Below are 24,398 nucleotides of genomic sequence, written 5' to 3'. Positions count from 1 at the left end.
CGACTCCGAAAGTGGGGTTGCCCCTTGTCCGTGTCCCCGTCTCATCGGGAGCCCGACGGCCACGCCGACACCGTCACCACCGAACGCTCGCGCAAGGCGGCCGACATCGCCGCGGAGCAGTCGTACGTGTCCGCGCTGTACCAGCGGCTGGACGCCGAGCGTGAACTGGCTGCGCGCAGGCTGGACGAGGCGCTGCGTTCCAGCGGCGGCCCGCCGCAGGCCCAGGCCGAGCGCGAGGCCGCGACCAGGACGCACAGCGACCGGATCGCCCAACTCGGCGCCGTGGAGCAGGGGCTGTGCTTCGGCAGGCTCGACTTCTCACCCGGGCACGACGGCGACTCGCCGCTCTACATCGGGCGGCTGGGCCTGTTCGACGCCGACGACGACTACCGTCCGCTGCTGCTGGACTGGCGTGCGCCCGCGGCTCGACCGTTCTACCTGGCCACTGCCGCGTCGCCGGAAGGGGTGTACCGCCGAAGGCACATCCGCACGTTGACCAGGAAGGTCGTCGGCCTTGACGACGAGGTGCTGCGACTCGACGCCGCGCAGCGAAGTGATCACCTCGGGCTGGCGGGGGAGGCGGCGCTGCTTGCCGCGTTGGAGCGCAGACGTACCGGCGAGATGTCCGACATCGTCGCGACGATCCAGGCCGAGCAGGACCGCATCATCCGCGCCGATCCCGGTGGCGTGCTGGTGGTGCAGGGCGGGCCCGGCACCGGCAAGACCGCTGTCGCGCTGCACCGCGCCGCCTACCTGCTCTACACCTACCGCAGGCAGTTGACGACGCGCGGGGTGCTCGTGGTGGGGCCCAACAGCACGTTCCTGCGCTACATCGGTCAGGTGCTGCCCTCGCTCGGCGAGACCGGCGTGTTGCTGGCCACCATCGGCGAGCTGTTCCCCGGTCTGGCGGCCACCGGACTCGACTCTCCGGCCGCCGCCGAGGTGAAGGGCCGCGCGGTGATGGTCGACGTGTTGGCGGCCGCCGTGGCGGACCGGCAGGTCGTGCCCACCGATGCGCTGGCGATCGAGGTCGACGGTGAGGTCCTCACCCTGGACAGGGCCACGTGCGAACGGGCCCGTGCCAAGGCGCGCGGCACGCTTCGCCCGCACAACCTCGCCCGTCGAGTGTTCGTCGACGACCTGCTCGACGCGCTGGCCGAGCAGTCCGCGAGCAAGCTGGAGGCCAGCGTCCTGGACGACGTGCCACAGGTACCGCTGGCCGAGGGCGAGTCCGACGACGCCGACCTGCTGGACGCGCGCGACCACGCCGCGATCCGCGAGGAACTGGCAGGCGACGAGCGGGTGCTCGCCGCGATCAACACGCTGTGGCCGAAACTCACGCCGCAGGAACTGTTGAGCGACCTGCTCACCGATCCGGCCCGGCTGCGTAGCGCGGGCGAGGGGTTGCTGGGCGACGCCGACCGGCAGGCGTTGCTGCGCAGGCCGGGCTCGCTGTGGACGCCCGCCGATGTGCCACTGCTTGACGAGTTGGCCGAACTGCTCGGCGAGGACGACACCGAGGCCCGCGAGCGCAGGGAACGCAGGCGCCGCGAGCAGCGCGCCTACGCGCAGGGCGTGTTGCACGTGCTGGAGCAGGACGAGGAGATCCTCGACGAGGAGATCCTGCGGGTCCGCGACGTGCTCGACGCCGAACTGCTCGCGGAGCGGCAGGAGGCCAGCAACGACCTCACCGCGGCGCAGCGGGCGGCCAGGGATCGCTCCTGGACGTTCGGGCACGTGATCGTGGACGAGGCGCAGGAGCTTTCCTCGATGGACTGGCGGTTGCTGATGCGCCGCTGCCCGAGCCGGTCGATGACCATCGTCGGCGACGTCGCACAGACCGGCTCGGCTTCGGGCACCTCGACGTGGAGCCGGGTGCTCCGGCCCTACGTCGGTGATCGGTGGCGGCTGCGGGAGCTGACCGTGAACTACCGCACCCCCGCCGAGATCATGGAGCTGGCAGGTCGGGTGCTCGCCGAGATCGACTCCGCGCTGTCGGCGCCGGTGTCGGTGCGCGCCACCGGGGTTTCGCCGTGGCAGCGGCAGGTGCCCGCCGGTGAGGTGGCGGCCCGGTTGCGGGCCGTGGTCGAGGCGGAGCTGGCCGAGTTGGACGGGGGCACCCTTGCAGTGTTGTGCCCGGGATCGCTGGAGGCGCCGCTTTCCGCCGAGCTGGCCGAGACCGCGGCCGAGGCGGGCACGGTGGACGGTGCGGACAGCGGTCTGGACAGGGTGGATGAGGACGCAGGCTCCGCGCGGCCACAACCGAGGGTGTCGGTGCTCACCGTGGAACGGGCCAAGGGTCTGGAGTTCGACGGTGTCGTGCTGGTGGCGCCCGACGACATCGTGCGCGCCTCACCGAAGGGGCTCAACGACCTCTACGTGGCGTTGACACGGGCCACGAAGCGGCTCGGGATCGTCCACACCGACCGGGTTCCGGCCGTGCTCTCAGGTGCGCAAAGCGGCCGGTAGGCGCCCAGCTAGGGTGTCCACATGCGCAATGCTGGCAAGATCATCGCGGTGGCGGCCTTCGCCGTCGGGCTGGCGGCGTGCTCGCCGCCGAACGAGCAGCCCTCCGACCTGCCGCCGGGTGCGGAGCCCACGCCCACGTCGGCGGCCGCTCCCACCCAGACCACCCCGCAGGGCAGGGAGTGCACGGCCGAGGACGTCACGGTCCGGCAGCAGCCGGACACGATCGGACCGAACGTGGAGATCCCGCAGGACTGCGAGCCACCCACCCGGCTGCTGACCAGGGAGCTGGAGCGAGGCCAGGGACCCGCAGCCGAGCAGGGCAGCACGGTGGAGGCCGACTACCAGCTGGTGTCGTGGTCCGACGGGCAGGTCCAGGAGAACACCTTCGACCAGCAGGCGTCGCTGACTCTCACGCTCGGCCAGCCGCACGAGTTCGAGGGCTGGGACGAGGCACTGAGCGGCATCCGTGAAGGCGGGCGCAGGCTGGTGCTGGTGCCCGCCCGGATGGGGTTCGGTGAAGCCGCGGGCCAGCCGCTCGCCGACGAGCCGTTCGCCGTCGTCGTCGACGCCGTCAGCGTGCGAAACCAGTAGCGAAAACCGCAGCAGCCGATCGGGCGGGGTCGTGGGCCACGACGCGGGCGACCCACGACCCGCCCGATCACGGCGACAACAGCACCTTGCCCGTGGTGCGTCGGCCTTCCAGGTCCTCGTGGGCCTCGCGGGCCCGCCGCAGCGGGTACCGCTGCCCGATCCGCACCGTCAGCGTCCCGGCCCGTACGGCCTCCAGCAGTTCGGAGGCTCGCCTGCTGGACTCCTCGCGCGTGCGCGTGTAGTCGGCGATCTTGGGCCGCGTCAGGTACAGCGAGCCGCCCGCGTTGAGCCGTTGCGGGTCGATCGGCGGCACCGGGCCGCTCGATGCGCCGAACAGCGCGAGCAGGCCCCTCGGCCGCAGGCACGAAAGACTGCCCTCGTAGGTGGACTTGCCGACACCGTCGTAGACCACCGGCACGCCCTCACCGTCGGTGAACTCCCGGGTGGCTGCCACGAAGTCGCGCTCGTCGTACCGGATCACCTCGTCGGCGCCCGCTTCGCGAGCGAGCCGCTCCTTCTCCGGTGTCGACACCGTGCCGATGACCTTGGCGCCCTTCGCCTTCGCCAACTGCACCAGCAGCAGCCCGACACCACCGGCCGCGGCGTGCACCAGCACGGTTTCGCCTTCGCCGACCGGGTAGGTGGAGTTGAGCAGGTAGTGCGCCGTCATGCCCTGCAACAGCAGTGCCGCGGCAACCTCGTCGGACACGCCGTCGGGCACGGCGAAGGCCATGTCCGCGGGCACCAGCGCCTGCTGCGCGTAGCCACCGGGCGTGCCCTGCCATGCCACCCGGTCGCCCACGGCGAACTCGCCGACCTCCGACCCCACGGCGGCCACCGTGCCCGCGCCCTCCAACCCAGGCGTGTAGGGCAACTCCATCGGGTAAATCCCGGACCGCTGGTAGGTGTCGATGAAGTTGACCCCCGCCGCGGCGACGTCGACCAGGATCTCGCGCGGACCGGGGTCGTCGATCTCGACGTCGCCGACTTCGAGCACCTCGGGACCGCCGGTCTGCCGTACCCGCACCGCCGTGGCCATACCCACTCCTTCTCAGTCCTCGTCGGTTGTTTAACAGGGTCGCGACCAGGCTAGACACCCAGCAACGTGGTGTGCGCTAACCTGCGGTGACCACCGTTTCCAGCCACCACGGACGCAGATCATGCCGGAATGGTTACCCGCCGCGAAGCGCTGGTCAATGACGTGCTGATACCTGTCGTTCTCGGCTTCACCGCTGCCTTCCTGTTCGCCGCGTCAGCCGCGTTGCAGCGAAGGGCGGTGCTCAGGGCCGCCGACACCGACGCTCGGCATCGGGCCGCGACACACCGGCTCCCGGTGCTGTGGCTGATCAGGCGGATGTTGCGGCAGCGGCTGTGGCTGCTCGGCTGGGGTACGAACCTCACCGGCTTCGCCAGCCAGGCGACCGCGCTGCACTTCGGCTCGGTCGCGCTGGTGCAGCCGCTGCTGGTGACCCAGTTGCTGTTCGCGCTGCCGATGGCGTCGGCGGCGGTCAGGCGCTGGCCGCCGCTGCGGGACTGGCTCTCGGCACTGGCGATCACCGGCGGTGTCGCGCTGTTCCTGGCGGTGGAGGGCGCGGCCCCGCTCGGCGGTGAGCCCGACCGCGGCAGGTTGATCCTCGCGCTGTTCATCGCGGTGGTGACGGTGGCGGTGCTGGTGCAGACCGCTCAGCTGGCGGGACCGTTGCTGTTCTCGGCCCTGATCGCCGCCTCCGCCGGGATCTGCTACGCGATGAGCGCGGCCATGATGAAACTCACAGCCGACAGCCTCGCGCAGCGAGGGGTGCTCGCCACGGCGATGGACTGGCCGGGCTACACCCTCGCGGTCACCACCACCTGTGGCCTGCTGCTCGGCCAGCAGGCCTTCGCCTCCGGCTCGCTTTCCGCGGCGATCGCGGTGATGTCGATTGTCAACCCTGGAGCCAGTTTCGCCGTCGGTGTGCTCGCCTTCGACGCGCACCTGTCCACCGATGCGGGGCCACTCGCCGCGGTCGCCGCGGCGGGGGCACTACTGGTGCTCGGGGCCTTCGGCCTGGCACACTCACCCGCCGTGCGACTGGAAAGCCGGAGTACAGCGACACATGGCGTTTACCCAGTCCGAGCTAAAGTGTCTGACAGCGTCGATCCGCAGGCGCATGCTGTTGACAAGTTCCATGGGATACAGAGCCGGAATGGGGCCCGGACCAGACCCAGGACCCGACCTGGAGGTTGAGCCCGTGCACAAGGCGCAGGCAACCGAGCGACATCACGAACGGCATCTGGTCATCGAGATCCCGCATCTGCGGTCGACGCTGACGCGGGCGGTGATCCTGCTGCTGGAAACCGTTGTCGTCCCGACACTGCTGTTCATGGTTCTGTTGCACTTCTTCGGCCTGGTGCCCGGCCTCGCGGCCGTGATGGGCTGGAGTGCACTGGTGATCGGCGCGCGCAGGCTCATGCGCCGCGAACTGCCGCAGACGCTGCTGCTGTCGACGGGCATGCTCGTCAGCCGCGCGCTCGTGGCTCTCATCACGTCCAGCGCGGCGGTGTACGTGCTGCAGCCGGTGGTGGGTTCGATACTGATGTTCCTGCTTTTCGTGGGAAGCGCCGTGATCGGCAAGCCGATCACGCAGCGACTGGCCCGTGACTTCGTGCACCTGCCTGCGGAGTTGTTCTCCCATCGGACCGTGCGCAAGGTGTTCATCAACGTCGCACTGCTGTGGGGTGGCTCACGCCTGCTCGATGCCGCGATGACGATGGCGTTCCTGCGCTGGAGCGTGGAGGCGGGCCTGCTGTCGCGAGGTGTGTTCAGTGGGCTGCTCACCGCGCTCACCGTGGCCATCGCCGTCGGCCACGGCTGGCGCACGCTGCGCAAGGTACCCGGCGTGACACTGCGGCTGGGTAAACGCCCCGTCGCCGCCGCGTAGTTCGACGGCGGCGCGGGGCGTAGTTCATTACGGTTCGTGATATACGGTGTTGTGCTCACTGCGGGATCAGGGGTCCACGCCGCGGCGGCAGGCACCGGGATCGGCGCCGACCGCCGACTGAGATGGTGGGTCGAGATCCTGTTCGGCCTCGCGCTGTTCGGTGTCTACCTGTTCGTGCAGTCCTGGCCGCTGCCCGGCCACGTGGCCAGGGCCATGGCCAACGGCGAGGCCATCCTCGCCTTCGAGCAGGCGCTGCACACCGACTTCGAACTCCCGATGAACCTGTGGCTGGCCGACGCGGGCCGGCTGCGGGTGGTGGCGAACTACGAGTACGCCTTCACCTACATCGTCACGACCCTGGCCGTACTGGTGTGGCTCTTCGTGCGCCGACCTCGGGTCTACCGCTGGGCGCGCGACTCCTTCGCGCTGGTCAACCTGTTCGCGCTGGTGTGCTTCTGGCTCTACCCCGTGGCCCCGCCGAGGCTGCTGCCCGACGCGGGTTTCGTCGACACCGTCCGGCTGAGCGGCACGTGGGGATCGTGGGGCTCGCCGATGGTCGACAACGCCAACCAGTTCGCGGCCATGCCCTCGCTGCACATCGGTTGGGCGGTGTGGGTGTCGGTCGTCCTTGCCCGCATCGCGAGCGGGTGGCTAGCGCAACTCGCCAGCGCGGTGCACGTGCTGGTGACCTTCCTGGTCATCATCGCCACCGGTAACCACTACTGGCTCGACGCCGTCGGCGGCGTGCTGGTGGTGTGGCTCGGCGTCGCGGGGGCCGGGCTGCGCCTACGTCCCCAGTACATACGCGGCGGGTCCGAGCGGCTGCTGCGGGCGAACGTGGGCAGGCTGCTGCTACTGGACGAGGGGCGCATCGAGCAGGGCACGGCAGGCGGCACGGCGGGCACAGGTACAGCGAGCACAGGTACAGCGAGCACAGCGGGAACCGGCCTGGCGACGCTGCGGCAGCGGGTCCGAGGGCTTGTGACGGCCAACCCCCGGCGGGCGCCGGGGCGGACTGACCAGGAAGAGCGGCCCGAGCCGGACTGGTCGTGGCACCTCCCCGAGTACGACCTCTGCGGTCAGGGCGAGCAGGTGGCGCGCGCCGCAGTGCACGGAATCGCGGCTGACCTCGTCGCATGGCCGTTGCCGCCGGACCGGCCACCGTGGCGGTGCGCCCTGGTCAGCGGTGACGGCGTGGCGGCGGTGGTGCAGGTCGTGGCTCCCGCGCCGCGTGGCCGCGCCGGAAACGGCACCGACCCGGACGCGGGCGGCAGGCCGCGCGGATTGCGGCTGACGGTGGTCGGGCTGGACGAGCGGGCCGTGTGTGAGCTTGCCGCCGCTCACCGAGCCACGGTTTCCGAAGTGCTGTTGAGCGCGGTGACGGGTGCGCTCGTGGGCGGGCAACCGGACACCCTTTCCGACCCGGTGCGGGTGTGGCTGGCCGACCGGGCAGGCGTAGTGCCGGTGGACGTGCCGCTGCGCGATATGCGACCCGAACGCAGGTTGGCGATGCTGGCGGGCACCCTTGGCTCGAAACCTCGCCGCGCCGAGGACACGCGCCTGGGTGGGGAGGCGGCCGGGCGCCTGTGGTACGAGCCGGCGCTCGACGAGTTGCCGGTGCGCGCTGCGGTCCCGCTCGTGCCACCGGGGCCGGACAGTCCGCTGGGGCTGGGTGTGCAGGCCGTGGACGGCACCCTGTGGATCGGGGCGCTGCTCGCCTGCGAGCTCGTGGGTGACGTGGACCGCTTCGGCGCCCGGTTGCGCACGGAGCTGGCCGAGCTCGGCCTAGAATCGCGCCGTGGCTGACACCGAGACCGAGCAGACTCCCGCCGCCCCCACCTCAAGGCAACTGGCGGCGGCGCGCGCGTTCGTGGCCGAGCACGGCAAGCCCGCGAAGGCCGTGGTCGAGCGGATCGGCCGGGCGGGTGCCCGGGTGGTTCTGGTTGGTGCCGACGGTGCGCTCGGCGACGTCGTCGTTCCCAGCTCACAGACGGGGCAGGCGCTGGTCGAGGCGATCGACGACATCGAACCGGCGGAGTGGGATGCCGAGACCGTCGGCGCCACCGCCATCGGAGCCAAGCACCGACGCAGGATGGCCGGTCCGCTGGCTCGCCGGTGACCGCGAAGGTCGTCCTCGCCACCTCGGCGCACCTGCCGCACGGCGACCCCGACGAACGGGCGGTGCCTTCGGCCCTCGCCGACGTGGGTGTGACCGCCCGCTGGTTCGCCTGGGACGACCCGGCCGCGGACTTCACCGCCGCCGATCTGGTGATCCTGCGTTCCACCTGGGACTACCCGGACCGGTGGGAGGAGTTCCTCCGCTGGTGCGCCTCCGTGCCCGCGTTGCGCAACACCGTGGACGTGGTGCGCTGGAACACCGACAAGTCGTACCTGGTCGAGCTGGCCGAGTCGGGGCAGGCTGTGGTGCCGACCCGGTTGCTGCGGCCGGGGGACACGCCGGATTGGCCGGACACGGAGTTCGTGCTCAAGCCGGCGGTGGGGGCCGGATCGCGGGGGGCGGGGCGGTTCGGGGCCGGCGACACCGAGCGTGCCACCGAGCACCTCGCCGCGCTGCACGCGCGGGGCAGGTCGGTGTTGCTGCAGCCCTACCAGCGCCGCGTGGACATCGAGGGTGAGACCGCGCTGGTTTTCTTCTGCGGCGTGTACTCCCACGCCTTCACCAAGGGCCCGATGCTGACCGGGCAGGGCATGGATCGATCGGGGTTGTTCGTGACGGAGACGCGTGCCGCCGCCGACCCGCCGCCGACGTTTCGCGCGCTGGCCGAGGACGTGCTCGACGCCGCTGCCCACCGGCTCGGCAAGAGCAGGGCGGAACTGCTGTATGCGCGGGTCGACGTGGTACACGGCGACGACGGCGTGCCCGCGCTGCTGGAGCTGGAGCTGACCGAGCCCTCGCTGGGGTTCGAACAGGCAGGCAAGGGTGCCGCCGCGCGCTTCGCGTCCGCAGTGCGCCAACACCTGGCCTGACGCCCGCGAGTCCCCCGTCCAGGACCGCGAGTCCCCCGTCCAGGACCGCGAGTTCTGCGTCCAGGACGGTGAGTTCTGCGTTCCGGACCTTGATGCGCGAATGACACCGAGCGCGGAACCCGGTCCGCGACCGCAGCGACGAAGGCCGCGAGCGCAGAACTCGGGGACGGGAGCGGGGGACTCGCGGACGGGAGCGGGGGACTCGCGGGTGGTGGCCGTCAGGCGGTGGCGGTGCGCTTGGCCTCCAGGCGCTCCGGCTTGGGCCAGCGGACGTTGCGCGCCCACCCCAGCTTCTCGAACATCCAGATCAGCCGGGCCGAGATGTCGAGCTGCCCGCGCAGCACGCCGTGCCGCGCGCAGGTCGGGTCGGCGTGGTGGGAGTTGTGCCAGGACTCGCCCATGGAAAGGATCGCAAGCGGCCAGAAGTTCGACGCCTTGTCCCGGCTGGTGAACGGGCGGGAGCCGACGAGGTGGCAGATCGAGTTGACCGACCAGGTGACGTGGTGGGAGAAGGCGACCCGCACCAGCCCGGCCCAGAAGAAGGCCGTCACCGCGCCCCACCACGACCAGGTGATGAGGCCGCCGAGCAGCGCGGGCAGGGCGAGACTCGTGGTGATCCACAGCCAGAAGAACCGGTTCACCACGCGCAGGTCCTTGTCGGCGAGCAGGTCGGGGGCGAATCGCTCGTAGTTGGTCACCTCGCGCTTGAACATCCAGCCCATGTGGGCGTGCCAGAACCCGCGCAGCAGCGCCGTGGCGGAGGTGCCGAACAGCCACGGCGAGTGCGGGTCGCCCTCACGATCGGCGAACGCGTGATGCCTGCGGTGACTGGCGACCCAGAAAATCACCGAGCCCTGCACGGCCATGCTGCCGGTGATGGCCAGCGCCACCCGGAGGGCGCGGTTGGTCTTGAAGGCGCCGTGGGTGAAGTAGCGGTGGTAGCCGACCGTCACACCGAGCGTGGCCACGGTGTAGAACACGGCGGCGAGCGCGAGGTCGAGCCAGCTCAGCCCCCATCCCCACGCGAAAGGCACCGCCGCGACCAGCGCGATGAACGGAATCAGCAGGAAAGCCTTCAGCACGATCATCTGACCGGTCGTGCGTTGCTCTCCGACGATCGGCTTGGGACCGGTGTTCGCTGCGGCCTCTGGCATGGTGCTGGTGCTCATGGTGCGGTGCGACCTCGAATCGAGTTGAGGAGTATCAGGGCACGGTTCGGTGCTGGACAGGGTAGCGGCGCCGGACGGCTCGTGCGCCGCCGCGGGATGACGCCACCGTGACGGTCGATCGACGCCGGTGTGTCCGGCCGTGCCCGACACCCGAAGTTACCGGGGGAGCGGGCTGTCGTCGCCGAGGCCTCGCGCCGCGGCGGCCGGTTGTCGGCTCGGCGCGGGGCCTCGGTCTCTGGCCGCGCACCACAGCGCCGCCGTCGCCACGATCACCAACATCGAGCCGAGCACGTGTAGCGACACCAGTCCCTCGGGTACACCGAGCGCGTACTGCAGGCTGCCGAGCCCGCCCTGTGCGAGCGCGACCGCCCAGACGACGGCATAGCGTCGCCACAGCCGCGCGGTGGCGCCGGTGCGCAGCCACTGCAGCCCCAGCATCGCGAGCACGAGCAGGAACAGCACGAGCAACGCCCCGTGCACCTGGGCCAGCACCTCGATCGGCGCCTGCAGCCGGGGAGTCTCGGGATCGCCGCCGTGCGGTCCCGCGCCGGTGACGGTGGTGCCCGCGATCAGCAGCGCGAACATGGTGCCGACGAGCGCGCCGAGCAGAATCCGCCCGCTCGGGGTCACCCGCCAGCGGGGTGGTTCGTCACCTTCGTGGAACGCGTGCAGCAGCAGCACCGCCAGCCACACCAGGACCGTCGAGACGAGGAAGTGGATCGCCACGGTCCACCACAGCAGATCCACGAGCACCGTGATGCCGCCGATCACGGCCTGGGCCACGACGCCCGCAGGCATGGCGAGCGCCAGCTTCATGAGCCGCCGGCGGCCGGGATGGTCGATCAGGATGCGCCACGCGGCGAGCACGCTGAGCGCGGCGACGGCCACCACGACGATCGTGAACAGCCGGTTGCCGAACTCGATCCACTGGTTCAGCAGGTCGTACTCGGGGTGCTCGACCGGGACCATGCTGCCGGAGAAGCACTGCGGCCAGGTGGGGCAGCCGAGCCCGGAACCGGTGACGCGCACGACCGAGCCGGTGACCCCGATCCCGCCCTGCGTGACGATGGCGGCGACGGCGAGGGCTCGTTGAACCGCCTGCGACGGGTACGGCAGGCGGGCGACGAGCGAAGACAACTGCACGACATCGCATAGTAGAGCGCAGCGCAGCGCGACCAATTGGGTGGTGGGGGGTGACCGGCGCGGGCGGCGGGGCCACCGTGCGACGCGGGGGTCAGGTGAGCTTCGTGGTGCGCGTCGCCAGCGCGGCGGCAGCACCGCCCCATGCCAGCAGCGGCAACAGCGTGGACCAGGAGAACTCGCCGTGTACCAGCGCCGCGTGCAGGCCCTCCGCCAGCGCGGCGGACGGAAGCAACGACACCACGGCGCCCATGGAGCCCGGCAGCGCGGACGGCGCCAGGATGATGCCTCCGGCAAGCAGCAGCACGAACCACACGATGTTGGCGACGGCCAGCACCGCCTCCGCCCGCAACGCGCCGCCGAGCAGTACCCCGAGGGCGCCGAAGGTCAGGGTGCCGAGCACGAGCAGCGGCACGGCCAGTGCGATCCCCGCAGGCGACGGTGACCAGCCGAGCGCGAAGGCGACGGCGGCGAGCACCGCGGCCTGCAGTGCCACCACCACGAGTGCGGCGGTCAGCCTGCCCGCCACCAGCAACCAGCGCGGCAGCGCGGTGGCCGAGAGCCGCTTGAGCACCCCGTATCGGCGGTCGAACCCGAGCGCGATCGCCTGTCCGGTGAACGCGGAGGACAGCACGGCGAGCGCCAGGATTCTCGGGGTGACAGCGTCGACGCGGGCCACGCCTGGCCCTGCGCCGGTGGGAACCACGTCGAGCAGGCTCAGCCCCACCAGCAGCGCCAGTGGGATGAGCAGGGTCAGCAGTACCTGCTCGCCGTGTCGCAGGGTGAGGCTCGTCTCGACGCGAGCGTGGGTGAGCAGCATGCGCCCGATGCGGCCCGGTCCCGGCGCCGGGGTGAAGGTGCCGGGCGGGAACCGCGGCTCGCGCACGCCGTGGTGCTCGGTCATGCCCGCAACTCCCGTCCCGTCAGCTCCAGGAAGACCTCTTCGAGGTCGCGCTTGCCGACGTGCAGTTCCTGCGCCAGCACGCCCTGCTGGGCGCACCAGGCGGTCACCGTGGACACCACCTGCGGGTCCACGGCCCCGCAGACCCGGTAGGCGCCGGGGGCGGACTCCTGCACCCGGTAGCCCTCCGGCAGCGCCTCACGCAACAGTTGGGTGTCCAGCCCCGGCCGGGCCCGGAACCGCAGGTGTGCGTCGTCGGCGTGCTCGGCGGTCAGCGCGCTCGGCGAGCCGGAGGCGATGACCTTTCCGCCGTCCACGATCACGACGTCGTCGGCCAGCGTCTCCGCCTCCTCCATCAGGTGGGTGGTGAGCAGCACGCTGACCCCGTCGGCGCGCAGCGCGGCCAGCAGGTCCCACACCAGGCGGCGAGCCTGCGGGTCCATGCCCGCGGTGGGCTCGTCGAGGAACACCAGCTCCGGCCGCCCGACGAGCGCGCAGGCCAGTGAGAGCCGTTGCTGCTGCCCGCCGGAGAGCCGTTTGAACGGCGTGCGCCTCACCCCGTTCAGCCCCAGCACGTCGAGCAGCCAGCCCGAGTCGAGCGGGTCGGCGGCGCAGGCGGCGACCAGCCGCAGCATCTCCTCGGTTCGCACGCCCGGGTAGGCGCCCCCGCCCTGCGGCATGACGCCGATGCGGGGCCGCAGCGCGGCACCGTCGCGGGCGGGGTCGAGGCCGAGCACGCGGACGGTGCCCTCGTCGGGCCGCTGGAAACCCTCGCAGATCTCGACCGTGGTTGTCTTGCCCGCCCCGTTGGGGCCGAGCAACGCCAGCACCTTGCCCCTCGGCATCTTCAGGTCGAGGTGGTCGACGGCCGTGACCGGCCCGAAGCGCTTCACCAGCCCGGTGATCTCGACGGCCGCTGCACTCACGAAACTCAAGGGTACGGCGCTCGCCTAGGCCGCGTTCTCCGGGCGGCGCAACAGCATCGGCATTCGGCGCCACACCAGCAGCAGCACACCGGCGAGCACGATCGCCCCTGCGAGATAGGCCTGGTGCAGCAGGTAGAGCCGGCCGTCGAAGGCGCTGCCGGTGGGCGGGATCAGCATCGCGAGCGCGGCGCTGACCACCGTGGCCGCGACCCGGAACCGGGACGTGCCCGCCGAGGCCGCCAGCGGGATCACCGCCCACAGCAGCCACCACGGTTGCATCGCGACGTGCAGCATCATGAAGGCGCCGAGCGAGACCCCCAGCCCGATCATCGGTCGGCGACGCCAGCGGAAGCTGTCCCACAGCAACTTCGCCGTGATCGCGCCGGCCACGACGTAGCCGAGCATGCCAAGGATCGCGATGACGGACGCGGTGTGGTTGCCCAACCCCAGCGCGATGCCGAGGACGCCGCCGAGTTGGCCCAGTTCGGCGACCGGGGAGATCCAGTTCCAGATCTTGGCCGGGGTGTCGAGCGCGCCGATCCAGCCGAAGCCGAGTCCCGTGGCCAGCCCCACGGTGACCATGACCGTGGTGAAGATGCCCACCATGAGCGCGGCCGCCCACGCCAGGTCCGTGATCCGGCTGCGCCAGCGCCTGGCGATCATCACACCGAGGAAGCCGAGCGCGACGATCGCGTGGATCTTGACCATGGCGGCCAGCGCGATCACCGTCGCGCCGAGCAGGATGTAGGTCACCTCACCCCTGGCCAGTGGCGGAGGCTCGTCACCGGCCACCCTCACGGGGAGCCTGCGGATGCCGAGGTCGATGCCCGCGAGCATCAGGCCGATGCCGAGCGCCTCGTTGTGCGCGCCCGCGACGAGATGGAACAGCACCAGCGGGTTCGCCGCGCCCAGCCACAGCGCGGTGCCGGGGCGCACCCCGAACCGCCTCGCCAGCCTCGGCAGTGCCCACACGATGAGGGCGAAGCCGATGAGCGCGAGGCCCCGGTGCGCCAGCACACCGGGCACGATGTCCGTGCCCACGAGCCGGGAGATCCAGCTGCCGATCTGCAGGAAGAGCGGCCCGTAGGGGGCGGGTGTGTCGCGCCACATGTTGGACACCCCCGCGGTGAGCGGGTCGGCGACGCCGAGCGCCTCGGCGGGGCCGAGCGCGTAGGGGTCCATGCCCCGGTGCACGATCTCGCTCTGCGCCAGGTAGGCGTACACGTCACGGGAGAACAGCGGTGGAACCAGCAGCAGCGGCACCGTCCACGTCGCCAGCGTGCGGTGCAGCTGTCCCTGCCCCGCGGATCGGCGCCTGCCCGGTCTGACGAACCGGCCGAGCAGCAGCCACGCCGCGACCAGCAGCCCCATTCCGGTGAACGCCACAGCGACGGACACCGTCGGGATACGGGTGAACACCCGAAGCACCGGAATGCCGAGCACCGGGTTCAGCACCGGCGCGGCGCCCGCGCCCAGCGAGCCGAACGCGAGCAACAGCGAACCCAGCGTGCCCAGTCTGCGCACGGCGGTCAGCGCCCGGATCTCCTCGGCGTCGAGCGGTTCGGCGTCGCCGGAATGCACCGGTGAGCGCATCATGGTTCCGCCCTTTGCCAAAGCCACGGTGAGCAGCGTATCGAGCGGCCCGTGGAGTGAGTCCGGTCACTCGGCTTTCGGTCGGCTTTGCCGAGCGGACGGAAATACGACACACTTATGTTGTGAAAAAGCAGGGGAGCTTGGACGAACACGTCGGCGGGCCGCGCGCCGCCGTGGACATTCCTGCTCAGGCTGCCCACGTTACGGCCGAGGGCCGCACCCGGCACGAGGTCGCCAGGCTGCTGCTGGAGCGGGGACCGATGTCCGCGGTCGCGGTCGCCGAGGAGTTGGGCATCAGCCCGACGGCGGTGCGCAGGCACCTCGACGTGCTGGTCGCCGACCAGGAGGCCGAGACAAGGCAGGCCTCCCGTCGCGGCCCGCGCGGCCGGGGCCGTCCCGCGAAGCTGTTCCTGCTCACCGAGCAGGGCAGAGCCCGGTTCGGGCACGCCTACGACGACCTCGCGGTCTCGGCCATCCGGTTCCTCGCCGAGCACGCGGGGGAGCCCGCGGTACGGGCGTTCGCCGAGCGCAGAGTCGCCGCGCTGGTCGAGCCCTACCGGGAGGCGGTAACCCACAGCCCGGGTGCCTCGGCGAGAGCCAAGGCCCTGGCGAATGCCCTGACCAGGGAGGGCTACGCTGCGTCGACCCGCGAGGTCGGCGCTCCCGGCGGGAAGACGGGTGCGCAGCTGTGCCAGCACCACTGCCCGGTCGCCCACGTCGCGGCTGAGTTCCCGCAGCTGTGCGAGGCGGAGACCGAGGCGTTCGCCGAACTGCTCGGCACCCATGTGCAGCGGTTGGCGACGATCGCACGCGGTGACACCGCATGCACCACGCACGTGCCCGCCGACACGTCGGGTATCGAAGGACGAACTCCGAATGGAGGGACTACCGCATGACTGCCGCTGCCGAGCAGCGCAACCCCACCACCGCGCAGCCGAAGGAATCGCTGAGCCAAGAGGAGACCATCGAATCCCTTGGCAAGTACGCGTTCGGCTGGGCGGACCCGGACACCGCGGGCGCGACCGCCCGACGTGGACTCAACGCCGAAGTTGTCACCGACATCTCCGACAAGAAGTCCGAGCCGGAGTGGATGCGCGAGACGCGCCTGAAGGCGCTCAAGCTGTTCGAACGCAAGCCGATGCCGAACTGGGGCGCGGACCTCTCGGGGATCGACTTCGACAAGATCAAGTACTTCGTGCGCTCCACGGAGAAGCAGGCCACGAGCTGGGACGAGCTGCCCGCCGACATCAAGAACACCTACGACAAGCTGGGTATCCCCGAGGCGGAGAAGCAGCGTCTGATCGCGGGCGTCGCCGCGCAGTACGAGTCCGAGGTGGTCTACCACCAGATCCGCGAGGACCTGGAGAAGCAGGGTGTGCTCTTCCTCGACACCGACACCGGGCTGCGCGAGCACCCGGAGCTGTTCCGGGAGTACTTCGGTTCGGTGATCCCCGCCGGTGACAACAAGTTCTCCGCGCTGAACACGGCCGTGTGGTCGGGAGGCTCGTTCATCTACGTGCCGCCGGGCGTGCACGTCGACATCCCGCTGCAGGCCTACTTCCGGATCAACACCGAGAACATGGGCCAGTTCGAGCGGACGCTCATCATCGTCGACGAGGGCGCCTACGTGCACTACGTCGAGGGCTGCACCGCGCCGATCTACAAGTCGGACTCGCTGCACTCGGCGGTCGTGGAGATCATCGTGAAGAAGGGCGGCCGGTGCCGCTACACGACGATCCAGAACTGGTCGAACAACGTCTACAACCTGGTCACCAAGCGTGCCAAGGCCGAAGAGGGCGCGACCATGGAGTGGATCGACGGCAACATCGGCTCCAAGGTCACCATGAAGTACCCGTCGGTGTTCCTGATGGGCGAGCACGCCAAGGGCGAGGTGCTCTCGGTCGCCTTCGCCGGTGAGGGCCAGCACCAGGACGCGGGCGCCAAGATGGAGCACCTCGCGCCGCACACGTCCTCGACGATCGTGTCGAAGTCGGTGGCGCGCGGCGGCGGCCGCACCTCCTACCGGGGCCTGGTGAAGGTCGCCAAGCGGGCGCACCACTCCAAGTCCACGGTGAAGTGTGACGCGTTGCTGGTGGACACGGTCTCGCGTTCCGACACCTATCCCTACGTCGACATTCGCAACGACGACGTGTCGATGGGCCACGAGGCGACGGTGTCGAAGGTCAGCGAGGACCAGCTGTTCTACCTGATGTCTCGCGGGCTCACCGAGGACGAGGCGATGGCCATGGTGGTGCGCGGGTTCGTCGAGCCGATCGCGCGCGAGCTGCCGATGGAGTACGCGCTGGAGCTGAACCGCCTGATCGAACTGCAGATGGAAGGAGCCGTCGGCTGACATGACGGTGACGGAGAACAGCGTTGCCAACGCGGCCAACACGGCCAACACGGCCGCTGCCGCGGAGGCCACCGTCCCGGCGGCCTCCCGCGGCGAGCGGTTCACCTCCTACGACGTCGCGGCCTTCGAGGTGCCCGGCGGCAGGGAGGAGAACTGGCGGTTCACCCCGATGAAGCGGCTGCGGGGGCTGCACGACGGCACCGCGGCCGCCTCGGGGGAGGTCAAGGTCGACGCCGAGGCCGCTCCCGAGGTGCTGGTCGAGACGGTGCCTCGGGACGACGAGCGGCTCGGTCGGGCGGGCACGCCCAGTGACCGCATCTCGGCGCAGGCCTACTCGTCGTTCGAGACGGCCACGCTGGTGACGGTGCCCAAGGAGACCGCGGCCTCGCGCCCCACCGTGGTACGGCTGACCGGCCCCGGTGAGGGCAGGACGGCCTACGGGCACGTGCAGATCAGGGCCGAGGCGTTCGCCTCGGCCGCGATCGTGCTCGACCACGTCGGCTCCGGCACCTACGCCGACAACGTCGAGTTCGTCATCGGTGACGGCGCCGGCCTGACCGTGGTGAGCGTGCAGGACTGGGCCGACGACGCCGTCCATGTTTCCGAGCAGCACCTGCGGCTCGGCAGGGACGCGCGGTTGAAGCACATCGTCGTCACGCTGGGCGGCGACCTGGTTCGGGTGAGCCCCACCGCCACCTTCGCCGCCCCTGGCGGGGACGTGGAGATGCTCGGGCTGAACTTCGCCGACGCCGGCCAGCACCAGGAACACCGGTTGTTCGTCGACCACGCCGTGCCGCACTGCAAGTCCAACGTGCTGTACAAGGGCGCGCTGCAGGGCGAGAACGCGCACTCGGTGTGGATCGGTGACGTGCTGATCCGGGCCGCGGCCGAGGCGACCGAGACCTTCGAGCTCAACCGCAACCTGGTGCTCACCGAAGGCGCCAGGGCCGACTCGGTGCCCAACCTGGAGATCGAGACGGGTGAGATCACCGGCGCCGGGCACGCCAGCGCTACGGGAAGGTTCGACGACGAGCAGTTGTTCTACCTGCAGTCGCGAGGGATCGAGGAGGAGCAGGCACGCAGGCTGGTGGTGCGCGGCTTCTTCCACGAGATCCTCATGAAGATCGACATCCCGGAGGTGCGCGAGCGGCTCGAGGCGGCCATCGAGGAAGAGTTGCAGGCCGTCGGGGTCTGACGAGCCCGCGCCCCGACCACGCGCGGCGAGTAAGAAGCGAAGCTTTTTCCGTAACTGACGAGAGAAACGAAGAGGCATGGCAACACTGGAAATCAAGGATCTACGTGCCGACGTCGTCACCGACGAGGGCAACAAGGAGATCCTCACCGGCGTCAACCTGACGGTCCGTTCGGGTGAGACCCACGCGATCATGGGCCCGAACGGCTCCGGCAAGTCGACCCTCTCCTATGCCATCGCCGGTCACCCCAAGTACCAGGTGACCTCCGGCGAGGTGCTGCTCGACGGCGAGAACGTGCTCGACATGAGCGTGGACGAGCGCGCTCGCGCGGGCCTGTTCCTCGCGATGCAGTACCCGGTGGAGGTGCCGGGGGTGTCGATGTCGAACTTCCTGCGCTCTGCCGCCACCGCGGTACGGGGCGAGGCCCCGAAGCTGCGGCACTGGGTCAAGGAAGTCAAGCAGGAGATGTCCAAACTCGACATCGCATCGGAGTTCGCGGAGCGAAGCGTCAACGAGGGCTTCTCCGGCGGTGAGAAGAAGCGGCACGAGATCCTGCAGCTGGCGCTGCTGAAGCCGAAGGTCGCGGTGCTCGACGAGACCGACTCCGGCCTCGACGTGGACGCGCTGCGGGTGGTGTCGGAGGCGGTCAACGAGTACAAGGCCAACAACGAGGTGGGGGTCATGCTGATCACCCACTACACCCGCATCCTGCGGCACATCCAGCCGGACTTCGTACACGTCTTCGCTGGCGGCCGGATCGTCGAGTCCGGCGGCAAGGAACTCGCGGACGACCTCGAGGAGACCGGTTACGTGAAGTACACCGGCAAGGCCGAAGCGGCCGGCGTGTAGACAGGTGGACAGGCGATGAGCACGACGGCTGAACCCGCGGTGCCGCTGCCACTGGACGTGGCGGCGCTGCGAGCCGATTTCCCGATCCTGTCCCGCACGGTGCGGGACGGCAAGCCGCTGGTGTACCTGGACTCCGGCGCGACCTCGCAGCGCCCCGTGCAGGTGCTCGACGCGGAGCGGCGGTTCGCCGAGACCGCCAACGCCGCCGTGCACAGGGGCGCACACCAGTTGGCCGAGGAGGCGACCGACGCCTACGAGGACGCGCGCGCGAAGATCGCCCGCTTCGTCGGCGTCTCGCCATCGGAGCTGGTGTTCACCAAGAACGCCACCGAGGGCGTCAACCTGGTCGCCTACGCGTTGAGCAACGCCGCCACGGCGGGACAGCAGATGCGGCGCTTCGCCGTCGGCCCGGGCGACGAGATCGTGGTGACCGAGATGGAGCACCACGCCAATCTCGTGCCCTGGCAGCAGTTGTGCGAGCGCACCGGCGCGAAACTGCGCTGGTTCGGGGTCACCGACGAGGGCAGGCTGGACCTGTCCGACATCGACGAGGTGATCACCGAGCGCACCAAGCTGGTGGCCTTCACCCATCAGTCCAATGTGCTCGGCACGATCAACCCGCCTGCACCGCTGGTGGAGCGGGCGCGGCAGGTCGGCGCGCTGACACTGCTGGACGCCTGCCAGTCCGTGCCGCACACCCCGGTGGATTTCCACGAGCTCGGAGTGGACTTCGCGGTGTTCTCCGGACACAAGATGCTCGGACCCTCCGGGATCGGGCTGCTGTACGGCCGCACCGAACTGCTCGAGGCGATGCCGCCGTTCCTCACCGGCGGATCGATGATCGAACTGGTGCGCATGGAGGGGTCGACGTTCGCCCCGCCGCCGCAGCGGTTCGAGGCGGGGGTGCCGATGACGGCGCAGGCCGTGGGACTCGGCGCGGCGGTCGACTACCTGTCCGCGATCGGCATGGATCGCGTCGCCGCGCACGAGCATCTGCTCACCGAGCGGGCGCTCGCGGGACTGACGGCCATTGCGGGCGTACGGGTGATCGGGCCCACCGACACCAAGTTGCGCGGCAGCGCGGTGTCGTTCGTGATCGACGGCGTGCACCCGCACGACGCGGGTCAGGTACTCGACAGCCTCGGTATCGCGGTCCGGGTCGGCCACCACTGCGCGTGGCCGCTGCACCGCAGGATGGGTGTTCCTGCGACGGTCCGTGCCTCGTTCTACCTGTACAACGAACTGTCCGAAGTGGAAGCCTTGGTCGCGGGTGTTGTCGAGGCGCAGCGGTTCTTCGGGGTGGGCAAGTGAACCTGGAGAGCATGTACCAGGAGATCATCCTGGACCACTACAAGAACCCGCACGGCCGCGGTCTGCGGGAACCGTACGACGCCGAGTCGTTCCAGGTGAACCCCACCTGCGGCGACGAGGTGACGCTGCGGGTCAAGCTGGAAGGCGACAAGGTCGCCGACGTGTCCTACGAGGGCCAGGGTTGCTCGATCAGCCAGGCTTCCACGTCGGTGCTGTACGACCTGGTGGTCGGGCACCGGTTGGGCGAGGCGACGGCGACGATGGACGCCTTCGTCGAGCTGATCCAGGGCAGGGGCGAGGTCGAGGCGGACGAGGACGTGCTCGAAGATGCCGTCGCGTTCGCGGGCGTCGCGAAGTACCCTGCGCGGGTCAAGTGCGCGCTGCTGGGCTGGATGGCGTTCAAGGACGCGGTGGGCAGGACGTCGAACGACGAGGTGGAGGCATCATGACGGGGGCGCAGACACCTGAGCACCGAGAGGGACGCACCGCGGCCGACCTGCCGGAGCAGCAGGTCGAGTCCGATGGCGGCGTCGCCAAGGTCGAGGACGTCGAGGAGGCCATGCGCGACGTGGTCGACCCCGAACTGGGCATCAACGTGGTCGACCTCGGTCTGGTCTACGACATCAGGGTGGAGCCGGACAACACCGCGACCATCGACATGACGCTGACGTCGGCGGCCTGCCCGCTGACCGACGTCATCGAGGACCAGACCGCGTCGGTGCTGACCGGCGGTACGGGAGTGGTGAAGGACTTCCGGATCAACTGGGTCTGGATGCCGCCGTGGGGTCCCGAGAAGATCACCGAGGACGGCCGCGAGCAGTTGCGCGCGCTCGGCTTCACGGTCTGAGTCGCCGAACTCCGATTCCGAGCCCGGTCTGCCCGACCCCCGAGCCGTGTGTATAACGACCTATACGGCCGGGCTTTGTCGGCGTTGTCGCACCCGCCCTACCGGACCACGACGCCGAGGGCGCAGCGTCGATCTGCGAGGATCGGACGATGTGGCGGCGGTTGCTGGGGTCGGTGGTGAGCCGGACGACCTATCGCCGCTGGACCTATCTGATCCTCGGTGGTGCGCTGCTGGTGCCGTACGCGCTGTTCGGCGCGGTGTTGCTGCCTTCGGTCGTGCCACTGGCAGCGACCCTTCCCGGCGCGCTCGCCATCGGCGGAACCGCCGCGCTGGTCGTGCTGGTGGCGACCTCGTTCCTGCCCGCGGTGCGGGTGCTGGAGGGCACCGCCGTGCGGGAGTTGCTCGCCGACCCGGTTCCCGAAGCCACGTTCGGCACGACGACCAGCTGGGCGGTCCGCGCGCGGTCGAGCGTGCTGTTCGTCGGCCATGTGCTGGTCGGCGCGGTGGTGAGCCTGGCGAGCCTGTTGCTGCCCTCGGTGCTGGCGCTTTCGCTGACCGCGCCCTTCACGGGGACGTTCCCCTTCGGTGGCGAGCGCGGGATCTCGGTGCCGCGAGGATGGTCGGGCGCGTGGCTGCCCGCTGTGGCGCTGCTGGCGACGCTGTCGCTGTTCGGAATCGTCAACGGTGCGGGGGCGCTACTGACCCGCGCCGCCAAGAGCCTGCTCAGTCTCCCGGTCGCCGAGCGGATTGCCCAGCTGGAACGCAGGGCCGACCGGCTCGCGCAGCGCAACCGGCTGGCGCGGGAACTGCACGACTCGGTGGGCCACGCCCTCAGCGTCGTTTCCCTGCAGGCGGGCGCGGCGCGGCGCATGCTGTCAACGGACCCGGCCGGTGCGCGGCAGGCGCTGCTCGCCGTCGAGGATCGCGCGCGGGCAGCCCTTGCCGACCTCGACTCCGTGCTCGGCCTGCTCCGTGAGGACGAGCCGGAGAGCCGCCCGGCTGCCGGCCTTGCGGAGTTGCCCGCGCTGGTTTCGGCCACCAGGCTCGCCGGTGTGGCCGTGGACTGCGAGGTGGACGGCGACCCTGCCGCCGTGCCACCCGTTGTGTCCAGGGAGTCCTACCGCATCCTGCAGGAATGCCTCACCAACGTGCTTCGCCACGCCGGTAAGGTTGCGGTGAGTGTGCGCGTGCGGGTGGGGCGGTCGCGGTTGGAACTGGTCGTGCGCAACCCGGTGGGTGCCGAATCCGCCTCGCGTACCGGCGGTGGCAGCGGGCTGCGTGGCATCGCGGAACGGGTCGAGCAGTTGGGCGGACACTCGCGGGCAGGCCGGGACGGCGACCACTGGGAGGTCGTGGTGCGGCTGCCCTGCGGCGGGCGGGGTGTGCGGGCGTGAGCGAACCCGAGATCCGGGTGCTGCTCGTCGACGACGAGCCGCTGGTGCGCGCCGGACTGCGCGCGATACTGGATTCCGAGCCCGGCCTCACCGTGGCTGGCGAGGTGGCCGACGGAGCGCTGGTGCCGGACTCGGTGGCAAGGCTGCGGCCCGACATCGTGCTCATGGACGTGCGGATGCCTTCGGTGGACGGGATCAGGGCCACCGAGCACCTGATGTCCACATCGGACGATCCCCCCAAGGTGATCGTGGTGACCACCTTCGACAGCGACGACTACGTCTACGACGCGTTGCGCGTCGGCGCGAGCGGGTTCCTGCTCAAGCGCGCGACCCCGGAAGAGATCGTCGCCGCGGTGCGCACCGTGCACTCGGGCGAGTCGCTGCTGTTTCCCGCCGCGATCCGGCGGTTGGCGGCCCGGCACTCCCGTGCGGGCGACGCGCTCGGCGGCAGTGGCCTCACCGAGCGCGAGGCCGAGGTGCTGCGGTTGATGGCGGCCGGGCTTTCCAACTCCGAGATCGCGCAGCGGCTGTTCCTGGGAGTGCAGACGGTCAAGACCCACGTCGGCAACGTGCTGGCCAAACTGGGCGCCAGGGATCGCACGCAGGCGGTCGTCGCGGCTTTCGAGTCGGGGTTCGTGTCACCGCACGAGGGCGGCGCGTAGCCGCCACGGCGCGGCGGCGAACAGCCGAGCCATCGCCGCCGCCACCGCGGCAGGGTCCTCGCGTGCGGAGGTGAAGGCGCGCTGACTGTGTGGCGGCAGGGCGAAGAACTGATCGAAGAAGTCCGGCACCCGGCGCGGTGGCAGCCGTCGTAGCGAGTGCAGCGCGTAGCGGCGCATGGCGTGCACGGCGACCGCCCTGGCGGGCCACAGCGCCGCGTGAGCCGCCCTTGCGGCCGCCTGCGGACCGGTGCGCAGGTACTCGCCGACGGCGTCGGCCACCCTCGGGGCCAGCGCCAGGGAAGCGGCGATGCTGTAGCCGGTCGCCGGATGCACGAGCGCGGCGGCCGCCCCGAACGGCACGATCCGGCCGCGCCGGGGCAGCGGGAGGTCCAGCGGTATGCGGACCCGCTCGCTCGGCAGGCCGTGCGCGTCGATCCCGGCGGCACTCAACCGGTGCCCGAGCCTCGCCGAGAGCACCGAGAGCGCGACCCCCGGCCGCGCCGCCAGCGACGTCTCCTCCACCAGCACGCGGCCGTTGCCGAGCGGTACCGCGTAGAGGAAGCTGGGGTCGACCGCGGCCGCCCCCCGCCAGTCCATGAACACCGCGGTGTCGGCGGGCACGATCCGCACCGCCTGCGAGGCCGGCAGCACCACCCCGAACGCGGTCTGTTCCGTGCCGCCGCCTTCCGCCCGCGCGCCGCGGGCGTCGACGGCGATGCCCGCGGTGAGCGTGCCGCCGTCGCGGAGGTGGACGACGCAGTCGTGTGGCCGGTTGACGACGCGGGTGCTGCTGCCCGCCACTTCCTGCACGCGGTCGTCGCTGAGCCAGCGGCGCAGCCCGGCGTTGTCCACGATCAGGTACTCGCGATCGAGCCAGCGACGCGAGCGGCCCGCGGCGAGCGTGCCGCGCGGTCGTGCCGCGATCGCCTCGGCGGGCAGGTCCGGCACCTCGTCGCGCCACACCGCATAGGTGTTCGGCCACGGCTTGTCGGGCTCCGGGTCGAGCAGCGCGGTGCTCAGCCTGGCCCGGACGCAGGCGGCTGCCAGCGCCCTTCCTGCCGGGCCACCGCCGATGACCAGGACGTCCACCA

The 24,398-nt window shown here is 70.7% G+C and carries 23 protein-coding genes; 16 read left to right on the top strand and 7 right to left on the bottom strand.

Annotated features, from left to right (window positions below; all coding sequences use genetic code 11):
• Positions 1–24: 24 nt before the first annotated feature.
• Positions 25–2,469 (top strand): ATP-binding domain-containing protein, encoded by a 2,445-nt coding sequence (locus SACMADRAFT_RS16080; protein WP_040925723.1) that lies wholly within the window; start codon positions 25–27, stop codon positions 2,467–2,469.
• Positions 2,470–2,490: 21 nt separating this feature from the next.
• Positions 2,491–3,060: an FKBP-type peptidyl-prolyl cis-trans isomerase gene (locus SACMADRAFT_RS16075; protein WP_009154889.1), complete on the top strand. Its 570-nt coding sequence runs from the start codon at positions 2,491–2,493 to the stop codon at positions 3,058–3,060.
• A gap of 67 nt (positions 3,061–3,127) precedes the next feature.
• Here SACMADRAFT_RS16075 and SACMADRAFT_RS16070 read toward each other — a convergent pair whose 3' ends face one another.
• Entirely contained in the window at positions 3,128–4,099 is a 972-nt protein-coding gene (locus tag SACMADRAFT_RS16070; protein WP_009154888.1) for a quinone oxidoreductase family protein, read from the bottom strand.
• A gap of 129 nt (positions 4,100–4,228) precedes the next feature.
• On the opposite strand from SACMADRAFT_RS16070, the gene SACMADRAFT_RS16065 reads away from it, so the two are divergent.
• Genes SACMADRAFT_RS16065 through SACMADRAFT_RS16045 form a run of 5 tightly spaced genes read left to right on the top strand, consistent with a single transcriptional unit; the run spans position 4,229 to position 8,969 of the window.
• On the top strand, positions 4,229–5,287 hold the full coding sequence (locus SACMADRAFT_RS16065) for a DMT family transporter (RefSeq protein WP_009154887.1): 1,059 nt from the start codon (positions 4,229–4,231) through the stop codon (positions 5,285–5,287).
• 4 nt (positions 5,288–5,291) lie between these two features.
• Positions 5,292–5,981 (top strand): DUF3159 domain-containing protein, encoded by a 690-nt coding sequence (locus SACMADRAFT_RS16060; RefSeq protein WP_009154886.1) that lies wholly within the window; start codon positions 5,292–5,294, stop codon positions 5,979–5,981.
• 36 nt (positions 5,982–6,017) lie between these two features.
• Positions 6,018–7,787 (top strand): phosphatase PAP2 family protein, encoded by a 1,770-nt coding sequence (locus SACMADRAFT_RS29655; RefSeq protein ID WP_009154885.1) that lies wholly within the window; start codon positions 6,018–6,020, stop codon positions 7,785–7,787.
• Positions 7,780–8,100, top strand: a complete 321-nt coding sequence (locus SACMADRAFT_RS16050) for a hypothetical protein (RefSeq protein WP_009154884.1) — start codon at positions 7,780–7,782, stop codon at positions 8,098–8,100. The genes SACMADRAFT_RS29655 and SACMADRAFT_RS16050 overlap by 8 nt, the downstream gene beginning before the upstream one ends.
• Positions 8,097–8,969 carry an ATP-grasp domain-containing protein gene (locus tag SACMADRAFT_RS16045; protein ID WP_009154883.1) on the top strand — a complete coding sequence of 291 codons (873 nt, stop codon included), beginning with the start codon at positions 8,097–8,099 and terminating at the stop codon, positions 8,967–8,969. Before SACMADRAFT_RS16050 ends, SACMADRAFT_RS16045 begins: the two co-directional genes overlap by 4 nt.
• Positions 8,970–9,187: 218 nt before the next feature.
• Here the strand turns inward: SACMADRAFT_RS16045 and SACMADRAFT_RS16040 are convergent, their stop codons facing one another.
• The 5 genes from SACMADRAFT_RS16040 to mptB all read right to left on the bottom strand — a co-directional run bounded on the left by SACMADRAFT_RS16040 (position 9,188) and on the right by mptB (position 14,701).
• A complete protein-coding gene (locus tag SACMADRAFT_RS16040) occupies positions 9,188–10,138 on the bottom strand; it encodes an acyl-CoA desaturase (RefSeq protein WP_040925722.1) in 951 nt (316 codons plus the stop codon).
• A 156-nt stretch (positions 10,139–10,294) separates the two neighbouring features.
• Positions 10,295–11,281 carry a COX15/CtaA family protein gene (locus SACMADRAFT_RS16035; protein ID WP_009154881.1) on the bottom strand — a complete coding sequence of 329 codons (987 nt, stop codon included), beginning with the start codon at positions 11,279–11,281 and terminating at the stop codon, positions 10,295–10,297.
• Positions 11,282–11,372: 91 nt separating this feature from the next.
• Entirely contained in the window at positions 11,373–12,182 is an 810-nt protein-coding gene (locus SACMADRAFT_RS16030) for an ABC transporter permease (protein ID WP_009154880.1), read from the bottom strand.
• Positions 12,179–13,105 carry an ABC transporter ATP-binding protein gene (locus SACMADRAFT_RS16025; protein WP_040926489.1) on the bottom strand — a complete coding sequence of 309 codons (927 nt, stop codon included), beginning with the start codon at positions 13,103–13,105 and terminating at the stop codon, positions 12,179–12,181. Before SACMADRAFT_RS16025 ends, SACMADRAFT_RS16030 begins: the two co-directional genes overlap by 4 nt.
• A gap of 24 nt (positions 13,106–13,129) precedes the next feature.
• Positions 13,130–14,701: a polyprenol phosphomannose-dependent alpha 1,6 mannosyltransferase MptB gene (mptB, locus tag SACMADRAFT_RS16020; RefSeq protein WP_009154878.1), complete on the bottom strand. Its 1,572-nt coding sequence runs from the start codon at positions 14,699–14,701 to the stop codon at positions 13,130–13,132.
• 137 nt (positions 14,702–14,838) lie between these two features.
• Here mptB and SACMADRAFT_RS16015 point away from each other — a divergent pair, with 137 nt between their 5' ends.
• The 9 genes from SACMADRAFT_RS16015 (at position 14,839) to SACMADRAFT_RS15975 (ending at position 23,307) form a co-directional block, all read left to right on the top strand.
• On the top strand, positions 14,839–15,594 hold the full coding sequence (locus SACMADRAFT_RS16015) for a helix-turn-helix transcriptional regulator (protein ID WP_009154877.1): 756 nt from the start codon (positions 14,839–14,841) through the stop codon (positions 15,592–15,594).
• Positions 15,591–17,051 (top strand): Fe-S cluster assembly protein SufB, encoded by a 1,461-nt coding sequence (sufB, locus tag SACMADRAFT_RS16010; protein WP_009154876.1) that lies wholly within the window; start codon positions 15,591–15,593, stop codon positions 17,049–17,051. The genes SACMADRAFT_RS16015 and sufB overlap by 4 nt, the downstream gene beginning before the upstream one ends.
• 1 nt (position 17,052) lies before the next feature.
• Positions 17,053–18,246 carry a Fe-S cluster assembly protein SufD gene (gene sufD / locus SACMADRAFT_RS16005; protein ID WP_009154875.1) on the top strand — a complete coding sequence of 398 codons (1,194 nt, stop codon included), beginning with the start codon at positions 17,053–17,055 and terminating at the stop codon, positions 18,244–18,246.
• A 76-nt stretch (positions 18,247–18,322) separates the two neighbouring features.
• Complete coding sequence (gene sufC, locus SACMADRAFT_RS16000) at positions 18,323–19,093, top strand: Fe-S cluster assembly ATPase SufC (protein WP_009154874.1); 771 nt, start codon at positions 18,323–18,325, stop codon at positions 19,091–19,093.
• Between the two features lie 15 nt (positions 19,094–19,108).
• Entirely contained in the window at positions 19,109–20,404 is a 1,296-nt protein-coding gene (locus SACMADRAFT_RS15995; RefSeq protein WP_009154873.1) for a cysteine desulfurase, read from the top strand.
• Positions 20,401–20,853 carry a Fe-S cluster assembly sulfur transfer protein SufU gene (gene sufU / locus SACMADRAFT_RS15990; protein WP_040925720.1) on the top strand — a complete coding sequence of 151 codons (453 nt, stop codon included), beginning with the start codon at positions 20,401–20,403 and terminating at the stop codon, positions 20,851–20,853. Before SACMADRAFT_RS15995 ends, sufU begins: the two co-directional genes overlap by 4 nt.
• The gene (locus SACMADRAFT_RS15985; RefSeq protein WP_009154871.1) at positions 20,850–21,251 is read left to right on the top strand and encodes a metal-sulfur cluster assembly factor; all 402 of its coding nucleotides are present in this window, start codon (positions 20,850–20,852) and stop codon (positions 21,249–21,251) included. Before sufU ends, SACMADRAFT_RS15985 begins: the two co-directional genes overlap by 4 nt.
• Positions 21,252–21,400: 149 nt before the next feature.
• Positions 21,401–22,645 carry a sensor histidine kinase gene (locus tag SACMADRAFT_RS15980; protein ID WP_009154870.1) on the top strand — a complete coding sequence of 415 codons (1,245 nt, stop codon included), beginning with the start codon at positions 21,401–21,403 and terminating at the stop codon, positions 22,643–22,645.
• Positions 22,642–23,307 (top strand): response regulator, encoded by a 666-nt coding sequence (locus SACMADRAFT_RS15975; RefSeq protein WP_009154869.1) that lies wholly within the window; start codon positions 22,642–22,644, stop codon positions 23,305–23,307. The genes SACMADRAFT_RS15980 and SACMADRAFT_RS15975 overlap by 4 nt, the downstream gene beginning before the upstream one ends.
• On the opposite strand, the gene SACMADRAFT_RS15970 is transcribed toward SACMADRAFT_RS15975, so the two are convergent.
• Positions 23,284–24,396 (bottom strand): lycopene cyclase family protein, encoded by a 1,113-nt coding sequence (locus SACMADRAFT_RS15970; RefSeq protein WP_332307133.1) that lies wholly within the window; start codon positions 24,394–24,396, stop codon positions 23,284–23,286. The two genes, SACMADRAFT_RS15975 and SACMADRAFT_RS15970, sit on opposite strands and share 24 nt — an antisense overlap.
• Positions 24,397–24,398: the final 2 nt, after the last annotated feature.

Origin of the sequence: Saccharomonospora marina XMU15, from assembly GCF_000244955.1 — a bacterium.
In the GTDB taxonomy this organism is placed as follows: domain Bacteria; phylum Actinomycetota; class Actinomycetes; order Mycobacteriales; family Pseudonocardiaceae; genus Saccharomonospora_A; species Saccharomonospora_A marina.
This window is presented reverse-complemented; position numbering and strand designations above follow the sequence as displayed.